The sequence below is a fragment of the Curtobacterium sp. 1310 genome (assembly GCF_017834105.1).
In the GTDB taxonomy this organism is placed as follows: Bacteria; Actinomycetota; Actinomycetes; order Actinomycetales; family Microbacteriaceae; genus Curtobacterium.
Genome location: NZ_JAFICY010000003.1, coordinates 295,413 through 307,495, shown reverse-complemented (window position 1 = coordinate 307,495; position 12,083 = coordinate 295,413). Strand labels below are relative to the sequence as shown.

Below are 12,083 nucleotides of genomic sequence, written 5' to 3'. Positions count from 1 at the left end.
GCCCCTGTTTCCGCCCCGTGACGAGCTCGGGTCGCGCGCGTCACGCACCGCGGCCCCGGAACGCGCGTTCCGGAGTGACCGCCGACACCGTGACGGACGGGAGGCGCGGTGTCGGCCGACACCGCGCCTCCCGTCCGTCTCCTGGTCGCGTCAGCGACCGATGGACGACATGTCGGGGTACCGGTCCCCGGTCGGTACGGGCAGCGCCGACAGGCGCGCGAGCTGGTCGGCGGAGAGCGTCACGTCGGCGGCGCCCACGTTCTCCTCGAGCCGTGAGACCCGCTTGGTGCCGGGGATCGGCACGACGTCGTCGCCCTGCGCGAGCAGCCAGGCGAGCGCCACCTGACCGGGCTTCGCGCCGACCTCGTCGGCGATCGCCGTGACGGCGTCGACGATCCGCATGTTCTCGGCGAACGCCTGCTCTGCGAAGCGGGGGTTCTGGCGGCGGAAGTCGTCCTCGTCCAGGTCGGACGGCTTCGTGATCGCGCCGGTCAGGAAGCCGCGGCCGAGGGGCGAGTACGGCACCAGGCCGATGCCGAGCTCGCGGAGGGTGTCGAGCACGTCGCCCTCCGGGTCGCGCGTCCACAGCGAGTACTCGCTCTGGAGCGCGGTGATCGGGTGCACGGCGTGCGCCCTGCGGATCGTGGCGGCGCTCGCCTCGGAGAGCCCGATGTGGCGGATCTTGCCCTCCTGCACGAAGCCGGCGAGCTGTCCGACCACGTCCTCGATCGGGACGGCCGGGTCGACGCGGTGCTGGTAGTAGAGGTCGATGTGGTCGGTGCCGAGGCGGCGGAGCGAGCCCTCGAGCGCCTCGCGGACGGACTCGGGTGCGCTGGAGATGCCGCGCTGCTGCGTGGGGGTCTGCTCGCCGGCCTCGTGCCGGTAGAGGCCGAACTTGGTGGCGATCACGACCTGGTCGCGGCGGTCGCCGAGGGCACGACGGAGGAGCTCCTCGTTCGTGTACGGGCCGTAGGCCTCGGCGGTGTCGAAGAGCGTGACGCCGAGGTCGATCGCGCGGTGGATCGTGCGGATCGACTCGTCGTCGTCGGTGCCGGCGCCCGTGTAGAAGGCGCTCATGCCCATGGTGCCGAGGCCGACGGAGCCGACCTCGAGGTCTGCGAGCTTGCGTGTCTGCATGGGTGCAGGTCTACTCCTGCCGGCACCTCGTCAGGGAGGTACCGGCACGGCTACGCTGAGGGCACGGACAGTGTCCGCGACGGAAGGGGAACGTCATGACCGTGGTCTGGATCGTCATCGGCCTCGTGGTGGTCGTCGCCGCCCTGCTCGTCGTGCTCGAGGTGCAGAACGCCCGGCGTCGGAAGGCCCTGGCGCACCTGGAGCCCGTCGACCCGCGCGTCGGGGAGCGCGCGATGTCCGAGGCATCGGGGGAGCACGCGATCATCGAAGGCGTGGCGAAGTCGGCGCACCCGGGGATCAGCGGCGCCGGGGGCGGCCCGCTCGGCTGAACCGCCCCGACCAGGCGGTTGCAGGTTCCGCTGCACGGTGTTGCACTCGACACCGGACGCGCTCGTGCGGTTCCTCCAACGGGATCGGACGCACAGCCCGGCACTGGTGTGATCGACCCGTGAACCTGTACCTCCGGCTCTTCCTCCTCGGTCTGCGCCTCCGGCTGACCGCCCTGCGACCGGGGCGGCGCCCCTCGCTGTGGGACGAGGCCCGCACGCCCTTCCGCGTGCTGCCGACGGACCTGGACACCTTGCGGCACGTGAACAACGGCCGGTACCTGACACTGATGGACCTCGGCCGCTACGACCTGCTGTACGGGTCCGGCTTCTGGCAGGAGTCCGCCCGCCGCGGCTGGTACGCCGTCGTCGCTGCGCAGACGATCACGTACAAGCGCTCCCTGACGCTCGGGGAACGCTTCACCCTGCACACCCGGGTGCTCGGCGTCGACGAGCGCGCCGTGTACATGGAGCAGACCTTCGTCCGGCAGGGCGCGGTCGTCGCTCGGGCGGTCGTCCAGGCACGGTTCCTGCGGCGCGAGGGCGGCCAGGTGACACCCGACGACGTGGTGGCCGCGGCGGGCGGCGCGGCGCGTGACCTCACGCTGCCCGGCTGGGTGCACGAGTGGGCCGACGCCGTGCGGATCAGCAGCGGCGGCGGCGTTCGCTGACCGGTCCGCCCGCGGCCGCGGTGCCCGTCCTACGATGACGGCGTGGACGACGACGACCTGGTGCTCCCCGACGCAGCCGCCTGGCGTGCCTGGCTCGACGAGCACGAGGACGATCCCGACGGCGTCTGGCTGGTGCTCGCCAAGAAGGGCACGACGGAGCCGACGTCGCTGACGTACGACCAGGCGCTCGACGAGGCCCTGTGCTCGGGGTGGATCGACGGGCAGAAGCGCGGCCGGGACACGGCGACCTTCCGGCAGCGCTTCACCCCGCGCCGCCGGGCGTCGCTCTGGTCCCAGCGCAACATCGGGCTCGTCGCGGCACTCGAGGACGCCGGCCGCATGCGCCCACGCGGTCGCGCCGAGGTCGACCGCGCGAAGGGCGACGGACGGTGGGACCGCGCCTACGCCGGAGCGGCGACCGCCACCGTGCCCGACGACCTGCGGGCCGCGCTCGACGCCGCACCCGCTGCGGCCGCGCTGTTCGCCGAGCTCGACGCGACGAACCGGTACGCCGTGCTGCACCGGGTCGTCACGGCACCGAGCGTCTCCGCACGGGCGAACCGGATCGCGAAGCTCGTCGCCGGGCTCGCGACCGGCGAGACGCCGCACCCACGCCCGGGTCGCTGACCAGGGCGCCCGCGCTGCCCGTCGCACGCGCGAGGGGGACACCGATCCAGCAACGGGTCACACCACGGGCGTAGACCGGGGTCATGACCACTGGTACCGACACCACGAACCGTCCTGCCGCCGCCTCGGGCACGTTCCGCATCGGCGGTGACCTCGAGGTCCACCGCCTGGGCTACGGCACCATGCAGCTCACCGGCCCGGGCGTCTGGGGGCCGCCGAAGGACCACGACGAGGCCGTCCGTGTCCTCAAGCGCGCGGTCGACCTCGGCGTCGACTTCTTCGACACGGCCGACTCCTACGGCCCGTACGTCGCCGAGGAGCTGCTCCGTGAAGCCCTGCACCCCTACGGCGACGACATCGTCATCGCGACCAAGGCCGGCCTGACCCGCACCGGCCCGAACGAGTGGCCGCCGGTCGGCCGCCCGGAGTACCTCCGCCAGGAGGCCGAGATGAGCCTCCGCCGCCTCGGCCTCGAGCGCATCGACCTGTTCCAGCTGCACCGCATCGACCCGAAGGTCCCGCTCGAGGACCAGGTCGGCGAGCTGAAGAAGCTGCAGGACGAGGGCAAGATCCGCCACATCGGCCTGTCCGAGGTCTCCGTCGACGACGTGAAGGCCGCGCAGGAGCACGCCGAGATCGTCACCGTCCAGAACCTCTACAACCTGCAGAAGCGCGACGCCGAGGAGCTCCTCGACTGGTCCGAGGAGCAGGGCATCGGCTTCATCCCGTGGTTCCCGCTCGCGACCGGTGGACTGACCGGCGAGGACTCGCCGCTCACCGAGATCGCGCAGCGCAAGGGCGCCACGCCGGCACAGCTCGCGCTCGCGTGGCTGCTGAAGCGCTCGCCCGTGATGCTGCCGATCCCGGGCACCTCGAGCGTCGACCACCTCGAGGACAACATGCAGGGCGCGACGATCGAGCTCACGGACGAGGAGTTCGCGGAGCTGTCGAAGCTGGGGGAGTGACCCCACCAGGCACCGGACGGGAGGCCCGTGGCGACACCGCCACGGGCCTCCCGTCACGTCTCGTGACCACTTCGTGACCCGTCCGGGCTTGTCGGGGGCTACCCGGTATGTGCATACTCGGTATGTCCGAGACGGACCGAGACGGGGGAGTCACGATGAGCGTCAAGATGGGCGTACTCGCGCTGCTGGTGGGAGGACCCGGGTACGGGTACCAGCTCCGGGGCGAGTTCGAGCACCGCACCGGGGGGAGCTGGCCGCTCAACATCGGCCAGGTCTACACGACGCTCGACCGTCTCGAACGGGACGGACTCGTGGCCCGCGGCGACGCCGACGACGACGGACACGTCGTCTACACGGCGACCGACGCGGGCCGCGAGGAGGTCGCACGCTGGTTCAGCGAGCCGGTGCCCGCGAAGCGCGGTCGCGACGAGCTCGCGATCAAGTTCGCGCTCGCCGTCACGGTCCCCGGCATCGACGTCCCTCGACTGGTGCAGGTGCAGCGCGCCTCGGCGATGCATGCACTGCAGGACCTGACGCGGCTGAAGCGCTCCGCCGACCCGTCGGAGGACCTGGCGTGGTCCCTCGTCCTCGAGTCGATGGTCTTCCAGGCCGAGGCCGAGGTCCGGTGGCTCGACCACGTGGAGAGCTCCGTCGCGCGGTACATGCCGCCGGCGGCACATGTACCGAAGGCACCGGTTGAGCCCATCGCCGACACGGCACACGAGGGCGTCCGATGAGCGCCGCCGACTCCGATGCGCTCCTCACCCTCGATGCCGTCAGCGTCCAGTACGGCTCCGGTGAGCGATCCGTAACCGCACTGGCGGGTGTCGACCTGACGATCCGACGAGGAGAGATGGTCGCCGTGATGGGGACCTCCGGGTCCGGCAAGTCGACCCTCCTCGCGTGTGCCGGAACGCTGCTGCCGCCCACCAGCGGCGAGGTGCGCATCGGCGGCGAGTGGGTCTCCGACCGCCCGGCGCGGGAGCTCGCGGCGCTGCGTCGACGCCTCGTGGGGTTCGTGTTCCAGGACTTCAACCTCATCCCGTCCCTCACGGCGGTCGAGAACGTCGCCCTCCCGCTCGAGCTCGACGGGTGGAAGGCGAGCAAGGCCCGCCGCGCGGCCGAACTCGCGCTCGAGAACGTCGAGCTCGGTGACCGCGCCGACGCCTTCCCCGACGACCTGTCCGGCGGGCAGCAGCAACGCGTCGCCATCGCCCGTGGCGTCGTCGGTGACCGGCGACTGGTGCTGGCGGACGAGCCGACCGGTGCGCTCGACTCGCAGACCGGCGAGGTGGTGCTCCGGATGCTCCGCCGGCACGTCGACAACGGTGCGGGTGCCCTGCTCGTGACGCACGACGCACGGCACGCCGCCTGGGCGGACCGGGTCGTCTTCCTGCGCGACGGTCGGGTCGTCGACGAGACGGTCTACGCCGGCGTCGAGTCGCTCGTCGGCCGAGCAGCCTCGTGAGGCTCTGGCCGGCGCTCCGACTCGGTCGCCGCCTGGCCTTCGCGAAGACCGGCCGCGCGGTGCTGATCGTGTCGCTCATCGGCATCCCCACCGCGGGGTTCGCGGCGGCGGCCGTGGTCATCCAGTCCACACTGCCCACCGTGCAGGAGCAACTCCGGTACGACCTCGGCCACGCAGCCGCCCAGATGCGCCTGTCCGGCCCGGACCTGCCCGGGATGCGGCAGGACCCCCTGCAGTGGCAGCTGACCGACTCGGCGCGGGACAGCCCGGTGACGAGGGCGGACGAGGACTCCCCCTGGGCCGACCTGCTCGACCACGTGCCGGCGGGAGCCGAGGCGATCCCGGTCCGGACCACGCAGGTCGTCGTCGCCGGCCCGGGGGTGCCCGTCGCCGTCTCCGCGGACGAGGGAGCGACGTGGTCGCCCGACCTCGACGGACACTGGCACGTGCTGTCCGGCCGTGCACCGACCTCCCCCGACCAGGCGATGGTGACCCCCGCGACGCTCGAGCGCCTCCACCTGTCCGTCGGCGACACACTGACGGTGACCGATCCGGTCCGCGAGCGGTTCACCGTCACGGGCACCATGCGCGACGCCGCCTCAGGCCCGGGTGCCCAGGGGGTGTTCCTGCCGCCCGGGTCCCTGCCGGCCGAGCTCCCGTACTCCGTGCAGCGGGGTGGGTCGGACACGACCGTGTACCTGCCCGAGGTCGCCCCGACGTGGTCGGAGATCCGCGCGCTCAACGCGCACGGGATCGTCGTCGAGTCCCGTCCGGTCGTGCTCGACCCGCCGGCGGACCGACTCGAGGGCGTCCCGACCGAGATGACCGTGAACGCGTACCTCGGTGCCCTGGCGCTGGTCGGGGTGTTCGCCGCCTTCGAGGTCGCACTGCTCGCCGGTGCCGCGTTCCTGGTCGGTACCCGGGCGGACACCCGCACGTACGCGATCGTCACGAGCCTCGGCGGTGAGCGCGGCTTCGTGCGGGCGGTCGTCGCCGGCTCCGGGCTGGTGCTCGGTCTCGTCGGCGCCGTGCTCGGGACGGCCCTGGGCACCGGGATCGGTGTGCTGGCGTTCCACCTGCTCGACGACGGCAACGTCGGGACCTGGCCGGGGCTGCACGTGCCGGCGCTCGCCCTCGTCACGATCGCGGCGGTCGCCGTCGTCGCCGGGCTCGTGGCGGCCCTGGTCGCGGCACGTGCAGCGACCAGGATCGACGTCCTCGCGGCCCTCCGCGGGTCCCTGCGCCCCGCTGCACCCCGTCCCCAGGCGGAGCGTCGGCGGCGGATCTGGGTCCCCGTCCTGGTCGTCAGCGGGACGGCGATGACACTGGCGTGCGGCGTCGGCGTGCTCCTGCTCAACGACCGACCCGTGCAGCAGGACCGGTGGGCCGTGCTCGCCGGCGTCGGTGTCGCGCTCGGGCCGTGCCTGGTGCAGCTCGGTGTGGCCCTCGCGTCGCCGTGGGTCCTGGCCGGCGTCGCACGGCTCTCGGCCCGCCTCGGTCTGTCCGCCCGGATCGCCGCGCGGGACGCTCGACGCAACCCGGTCCGCACGGTCCCGGTGCTCGCGAGCGTGATGAGCGTCGTGTTCGTCGCCTCGGTCGTGATCACGTGGAGCGCCTCGGAGCACGCCCGCTTCGTCCGGGGGTACGAGTACACGACCGCCGTCGGGGTCGCGACCGCGAACGTCTCGCTGACCGACCGCGACGGGTACAGCGACGGGTACGACGCCGCGGTCACCGAGCGGGCCGCGCACGTGCTCTCCGGAGCGTTGGACGGCGTCCGGCTGCACGTGCTCGCCGTGAACCGCGAGGACGCCGGCAAGGAGCCGACCACGATCACGACGCCGCACGACTTCGTGCAGCGGGACTGCCAGACGTACGACACGACCGGTTGCGCGGGCTTCCTGCAGAGCGTCGGGAGCGGCGAGCCGCACATCGCGGCGGGGACGGTCGACGACTACGCCCTGCTCACCGGGCACCGTCCGTCCGCCGAGGTCCGACGGGCGCTCGAGGACGGCGAGGCCGTGTCGCTCTGGCCCGAGTACGTCCGCGACGGAGCGGTCCGCATCGACACCTTCCGGAACCGCACGATCGACGACACCGCGCAGCTCGAGGACACCCGCCCCGATGCCTCGACGACGATCCCGGCCGTCGTCGACGTGCAGACGCCACGGATCAAGATCGGGGTCTTCATGACCCGGGGCACGGCAGCGGCCCACGGGGTCCCGCTGGTCGACGGCCTGCTCGCGATGCACCTGCCGCAGGACCTGACCCCGGCGCAGTACGACGCGCTGTCGTCCGCGTGGCAGAGCGGTGGCGGCGCTGACCGGGAACGGTGGGGTGGTCCGGGCTTCGCCTACGAGCGCGGTCCGGTCGACGACCAGGCCGCCGTGCAGGCCCTCGTCCTCGCACTGGCCGCCGCCGTCACGATCGGTGCCACCGCCGTCGCGGTCGGGCTCGCCCGCTCCGACGGACGCCGGGACGACGAGGTGCTCGACGCGATCGGGGCGGAACCGGTGCTGCGGCGCCGGGTGTCGGCGTGGCAGGCGGCGATCCTCACCACGGTCGGCGCGGTCGTCGGCACGCTGCTCGGGCTGCTGCCGATCCGGGCGCTCACCCTGCGGTTCGACGGCGGCCCGACGGGGACCACGCACCTGCCGTTCGTGGCGGACTGGCCGGTGCTGGCGCTGCTCGCCCTCGGCCTCCCGCTCGTCGTGACGGCGGGCACCTGGGCGACCGCCGGACGCAGCTCCCGCCCGGTGGTGCGCCGTGCCCCGTGAGCCCGAACCTGAGAACGGCCGCGAGGACCCTCAGCGACGCTGCGCGTTCCCCAGGTCTGGGGCCTGGTCCCGGCGGGCGATACGGAGGATACCTGTACCCGTGACCCGCACCACCCGTCTCGCCGTCGTCGCGAGCATCGTCTCCGCAGCCTGCCTCGTCGGGGCCGGCGTCTTCGTCGTCGCCGCACCCCACACGGCGAGCGCCGAGGACCGCCCCGTCGCCGCAGCAGCCGACACCCGCGTCGAACGCGGCACCACGGACCTCGCTCGTCCGAGCACGCCGGACCAGGTGGTCTCCGGAGCGCTCAGCACCCCCGCGCTGCCGGACGCCGTGCCGTTCGCGTACGCCGGCGACTCGATCACCGCCCGACCCGACTCGTGGCTGCACCAGCTGGAGTCCGACGACCGGCTGCGCGCCGTCGGTGGCTACGCGCACAGCGGGTACCGTGCCGACCAGGTCCTCGCGGAGATCGGCCCGGTCCCGCAGGCGCGCGTGCTCGTGGTCGAGGTCGGCACGAACGACGTCAACCAGGCCGTCCCGCTCGACCGGACGATCGCCGGTGTGGACGCGATCGTCCGCAAGGTCGGTGCGGCGCGGGTCCTCGTCGTCGCCGGTCCGCCGTCCGACTGGACGTGGAGCCGGTGGGGTGCCGACCGTCGCTCGGGTCAGATCGTCCTGACCGATGCGCTGCACGCGGATGCCGACGCCCACGGGTGGGCGTTCGTCGACCCGTTCCGCTCGCTCCGGGCGGCCGACGGGGCCTACGTGGCGGGGACGACGCCGGACGGCATCCACCCGACGGCCGAGGCGAACCGTTCGGTCGCCGCGGCGATGGCCGACGCGATCGAGCGCACCGCGCGCTGACGCTGCCGGCTCGGGCGTAACGAAGCACCGTGCGACGGACGGGAGGCCCGTGGCGATCCCGCCACGAGCCCGGCGTCCGTCGTCGCTCACTCCGGCAGCGGCTCGGCGTGGGTCCGGAAGTCCCCGCGCTCGGTGTGGATGCTCCAGAGCCGCTCGGCGACCGCAGCCGACGAGTGGTCGTCCTGTCCGTCGTCGATGCCGAACGGGATGATCAGCTGACCGACGTGCACGTGCTCGTCGGCCACCGCGTCGTGGAGGAGCTGCGCGTAGGCGCTCTCGCCCGCGAACGCGACCGACGTGCCCGTCACCCGGGCGCCGGGTCGGACCGCGCTGCCGCCGTTGACGAAGAGGATCGTGCCCGTCCCGATCGCCCGCATGCCCGGGAGCACCTGGCGCACGGCGTTCACCGAGCCGTAGACCGAGAACTCGATCGGGCCGACCAGGTCCTCGGCGGTGGTCTCGAGCACCGGGCGCATGTACTCCTTCGCGGGCAGCGGGCTGTACTGCAGCACCTCGATCGGGCCGAGCTGTTCGGTGGCGGCCTCGAGCGCGGCGCGGAGCGAGTCCCCGTCGCGGACGTTCGCGGCGAAGCCCTGCGCGCGGTACCCCGACGACCGGAGCTCGGCGGCGAGCGCGTCGAGCCGGTCCTGGTTGCGGGAGATCAGGGCGACGTCGAAGCCCTCGCGGCCGAAGCGGTCCGCGACGGCGAGCCCGAGGCCCTTGCCGGCGCCGACGATGGCGATGGTGGTCATGCGGTGGTCCTTCCGTGGGTGTGGCGCCGACGGTAGGCCGCCCCGCGCAGCGGTGAGGGGTTCCGCCGGGAACCCCCAGCCGTTTCCCGACGGGGCCGTGTGGACTCGGGGCACGACCCGGGAGGATCACCGTGGACACCACCCGCACACGCCGCAGCCGCCGCACCTGGTCCGCCCTCGGGTTGGCCGCCGTGGCAGCCCTCGGCCTGGCCGCCTGTTCGGACGACCGCGCGACGACCGGTCCGGGCGACCCCGCCGGGCAGGGCAGCACCGCGAGCCCGCCCGCCGACCTCGCTGCCGGCCAGCTGGCGCCGGACGGCCGGACCACGGACGTCGTCTCGGGCCTCGAGGCGCCGTGGTCGGTGGTCCCCGTCGGCGACGACGGCGACGCGTTCGTCAGCGAGCGGGACTCGGCGCGCGTGCTCGAACTCCGGGCGGACGGGTCGACGCGGGAGGTCGGGACCGTCGACGGGGTCCGGCACGGCGGCGAGGGCGGACTCCTCGGCCTCGCCCTGCACGACGGAGACCTGTTCGTCTACTCGACCGCCGACGACGGCAACCGGATCCAGCGGTACGACCTGACCGGGGACACCGGCTCGTACCGGCTCGGTGCGGCGACGACGGTGATCGACGGGCTGCCCGCGAACACCTTCCACGACGGCGGGCGCATCGCGTTCGGCCCCGACGACATGCTCTACGCGAGCGTCGGCGACGCGGGGCAGCGGTCCGAGGCGCAGGACCGCGGCTCCCTGGCGGGCAAGATCCTGCGGCTGACCCCGGACGGCCAGGTACCCGACGACAACCCGTTCGACGGTTCGCCCGTGTGGTCGCTCGGGCACCGGAACGTGCAGGGCATGGGTTGGGCCGAGGACGGCACGATGTTCGCCGCGGAGTTCGGGGAGGACCGCTGGGACGAGCTCAACGTCATCGAGCCAGGGGGGAACCACGGGTGGCCCGAGGTCGAGGGCACCGGCGGCGAGGACCGCGGGTTCGTCGACCCGGTGCAGCAGTGGTCGACGGACGAGGCCTCGCCGAGCGGGCTGACCGTGATCGGCGAGACCGTGTTCGTCGCGAACCTCAAGGGGGAGTCCGTCCGCGCCGTCCCGGTCTCCGACCCGTCGAGCTCGACGGTGTACTTCCAGGGCGAGCACGGGCGCATCCGCACGGTGCTGCCCGGCCCCGACGACACCCTCTGGTTCGTGACGAACAACACCGACGGCCGCGGCGACCCACGCGACGGCGACGACCGGATCCTGTCCGTGCCGCTCACCAACGTGCGCTGACGGGAGACACCGTGCGCTGACGGGGGTTCCGGCAGCACCTCGTTGCGGATCCCGCACGGCCGTACCGTGGGGCGCATGGATCACCGTGACGAAGCCCGCGACTTCCTGTCCAGCCGTCGCGCACGCATCAGCCCGGAGCAGGTCGGCCTCCTGACTTCCGGCACCCGTCGGCGCGTCCCCGGACTGCGGCGCGAGGAGGTCTCCCGCCTGGCCGGCGTGAGCATCGACTACTACACGCGGCTGGAGCGCGGGAACCTGCAGGGCGTCTCCGACAGCGTGCTGGACGCCGTCGCCACGGCGCTGCAGCTCGACGCCGCCGAGCACGAGCACCTGCGCGACCTCGCCCGGCACCAGAACACCAGCCCCCGCCGGGCGGCCCGGTCCGTCCCGGTCGCCGCCGTGCGCCCGGAGCTGCAGTACCTGCTCGACGTCGTGACCGAGGCGCCCGCCATGATCGTGAACAACCGGCAGGACATCGTCGCCGCGAACACGCTGGGGTGGGCGTTGCACGCCGAGATCGTCACGGGCGACCGACCGATGAACTTCGCGCGGTACATCTTCCTCGACTCCAGGGCGCGCGACTTCTACCGTGACTGGGACCGCGCGGCGCACACGAACGTCGCGATCCTCCGGCGCGAGGCCGGTCGGGCCCCCGGAGACCGGGAGCTCGCGGCGCTCATCGGTGAGCTGGCGATGCGCAGCGAGGACTTCCGGGAACTCTGGGCGTCCCACGACGTGCGGCGGCACTACGCCGGCGTGAAGTCCTTCGACCACGGCGTGGTCGGACCGATCGAGCTGCACTTCCAGTCGTTGGAACTCACCGAGGACCCCGGCCTGTCGCTGACGATCTACCCAACGACCCCGGGCAGCGCGACCGCCGACGCGCTGCGGGTACTCGCGTCGTGGGCCGCAACGGAGCGGATCGCCGAGCGTGCCACAGGTCCGACGACGGCCGACGCGACGGGACAGGAGCTCGCGTGACCGACACCTCCGCCGTCGCCACACCACTGTCCGGGCGACCGGGGCCGTGGGCACGCCTGCGCTTCCGGTGGCAGGCCGAGCAGGAGGTCCACGAGCTCACACGCGACCGGGAACACGAGCGACGGGTCCTCGCCGAGGCGGCCGTCCGCCTGCAGCCCGGCCCGTGGGCCGTCGGCCTGCTCCTCCGCCGTGATGCGGACACCGACCAGGGCACGTCCCGGTGAGCAGAGA

Annotated in this window: 13 protein-coding genes; 11 read left to right on the top strand and 2 right to left on the bottom strand. The window is 73.2% G+C overall.

Annotation, left to right across the window (positions count from 1 at the left end):
- Positions 1 to 150 precede the first annotated feature (150 nt).
- Complete coding sequence (locus tag JOD95_RS09820; RefSeq protein ID WP_209684829.1) at positions 151 to 1,137, bottom strand: aldo/keto reductase; 987 nt, start codon at positions 1,135 to 1,137, stop codon at positions 151 to 153.
- A gap of 95 nt (positions 1,138 to 1,232) precedes the next feature.
- Between JOD95_RS09820 and JOD95_RS09815 the strand changes: the two genes are divergently transcribed.
- The 8 genes from JOD95_RS09815 (at position 1,233) to JOD95_RS16405 (ending at position 8,836) form a co-directional block, all read left to right on the top strand.
- On the top strand, positions 1,233 to 1,466 hold the full coding sequence (locus JOD95_RS09815; protein ID WP_066657355.1) for a hypothetical protein: 234 nt from the start codon (positions 1,233 to 1,235) through the stop codon (positions 1,464 to 1,466).
- 119 nt (positions 1,467 to 1,585) lie between these two features.
- Positions 1,586 to 2,134 carry a thioesterase family protein gene (locus JOD95_RS09810; RefSeq protein ID WP_209684828.1) on the top strand — a complete coding sequence of 183 codons (549 nt, stop codon included), beginning with the start codon at positions 1,586 to 1,588 and terminating at the stop codon, positions 2,132 to 2,134.
- 42 nt (positions 2,135 to 2,176) lie between these two features.
- Positions 2,177 to 2,761: a YdeI family protein gene (locus JOD95_RS09805; protein WP_209684827.1), complete on the top strand. Its 585-nt coding sequence runs from the start codon at positions 2,177 to 2,179 to the stop codon at positions 2,759 to 2,761.
- Between the two features lie 83 nt (positions 2,762 to 2,844).
- Positions 2,845 to 3,726, top strand: a complete 882-nt coding sequence (locus JOD95_RS09800; protein ID WP_209684826.1) for an aldo/keto reductase — start codon at positions 2,845 to 2,847, stop codon at positions 3,724 to 3,726.
- Between the two features lie 155 nt (positions 3,727 to 3,881).
- Positions 3,882 to 4,463 (top strand): PadR family transcriptional regulator, encoded by a 582-nt coding sequence (locus JOD95_RS09795; protein ID WP_209684825.1) that lies wholly within the window; start codon positions 3,882 to 3,884, stop codon positions 4,461 to 4,463.
- Positions 4,460 to 5,194, top strand: coding sequence for an ABC transporter ATP-binding protein (locus JOD95_RS09790; RefSeq protein ID WP_209684824.1), 735 nt, complete (start codon positions 4,460 to 4,462; stop codon positions 5,192 to 5,194). Before JOD95_RS09795 ends, JOD95_RS09790 begins: the two co-directional genes overlap by 4 nt.
- Positions 5,191 to 7,971, top strand: coding sequence for an FtsX-like permease family protein (locus tag JOD95_RS09785; protein WP_209684823.1), 2,781 nt, complete (start codon positions 5,191 to 5,193; stop codon positions 7,969 to 7,971). The genes JOD95_RS09790 and JOD95_RS09785 overlap by 4 nt, the downstream gene beginning before the upstream one ends.
- 100 nt (positions 7,972 to 8,071) lie before the next feature.
- Positions 8,072 to 8,836, top strand: coding sequence for an SGNH/GDSL hydrolase family protein (locus tag JOD95_RS16405; protein ID WP_066657389.1), 765 nt, complete (start codon positions 8,072 to 8,074; stop codon positions 8,834 to 8,836).
- Between the two features lie 86 nt (positions 8,837 to 8,922).
- Here JOD95_RS16405 and JOD95_RS09775 read toward each other — a convergent pair whose 3' ends face one another.
- Positions 8,923 to 9,588, bottom strand: a complete 666-nt coding sequence (locus JOD95_RS09775; RefSeq protein WP_066657394.1) for an SDR family oxidoreductase — start codon at positions 9,586 to 9,588, stop codon at positions 8,923 to 8,925.
- A gap of 131 nt (positions 9,589 to 9,719) precedes the next feature.
- Here JOD95_RS09775 and JOD95_RS09770 point away from each other — a divergent pair, with 131 nt between their 5' ends.
- From JOD95_RS09770 to JOD95_RS09760, 3 genes are all read left to right on the top strand, one after another.
- Complete coding sequence (locus JOD95_RS09770; RefSeq protein WP_066657396.1) at positions 9,720 to 10,871, top strand: sorbosone dehydrogenase family protein; 1,152 nt, start codon at positions 9,720 to 9,722, stop codon at positions 10,869 to 10,871.
- A 75-nt stretch (positions 10,872 to 10,946) separates the two neighbouring features.
- The gene (locus JOD95_RS09765) at positions 10,947 to 11,852 is read left to right on the top strand and encodes a helix-turn-helix transcriptional regulator (protein ID WP_066657399.1); all 906 of its coding nucleotides are present in this window, start codon (positions 10,947 to 10,949) and stop codon (positions 11,850 to 11,852) included.
- On the top strand, positions 11,849 to 12,076 hold the full coding sequence (locus tag JOD95_RS09760) for a hypothetical protein (RefSeq protein WP_066657403.1): 228 nt from the start codon (positions 11,849 to 11,851) through the stop codon (positions 12,074 to 12,076). The genes JOD95_RS09765 and JOD95_RS09760 overlap by 4 nt, the downstream gene beginning before the upstream one ends.
- The last annotated feature ends 7 nt before the right edge of the window (positions 12,077 to 12,083 follow it).

Excerpts from the sequence above, each read along its gene's own strand:
- JOD95_RS09800 (WP_209684826.1), top strand. The coding sequence starts at position 2,845 with ATGACCACTGGTACCGACACCACGAACCGTCCTGCCGCCGCCTCGGGC.
- JOD95_RS09815 (WP_066657355.1), top strand. The coding sequence starts at position 1,233 with ATGACCGTGGTCTGGATCGTCATCGGCCTCGTGGTGGTCGTCGCCGCC.
- JOD95_RS09765 (WP_066657399.1), top strand. The coding sequence starts at position 10,947 with ATGGATCACCGTGACGAAGCCCGCGACTTCCTGTCCAGCCGTCGCGCA.
- JOD95_RS09790 (WP_209684824.1), top strand. The coding sequence starts at position 4,460 with ATGAGCGCCGCCGACTCCGATGCGCTCCTCACCCTCGATGCCGTCAGC.
- JOD95_RS09795 (WP_209684825.1), top strand. The coding sequence starts at position 3,882 with ATGAGCGTCAAGATGGGCGTACTCGCGCTGCTGGTGGGAGGACCCGGG.
- JOD95_RS09820 (WP_209684829.1), bottom strand. The coding sequence starts at position 1,137 with ATGCAGACACGCAAGCTCGCAGACCTCGAGGTCGGCTCCGTCGGCCTC.
- JOD95_RS09775 (WP_066657394.1), bottom strand. The coding sequence starts at position 9,588 with ATGACCACCATCGCCATCGTCGGCGCCGGCAAGGGCCTCGGGCTCGCC.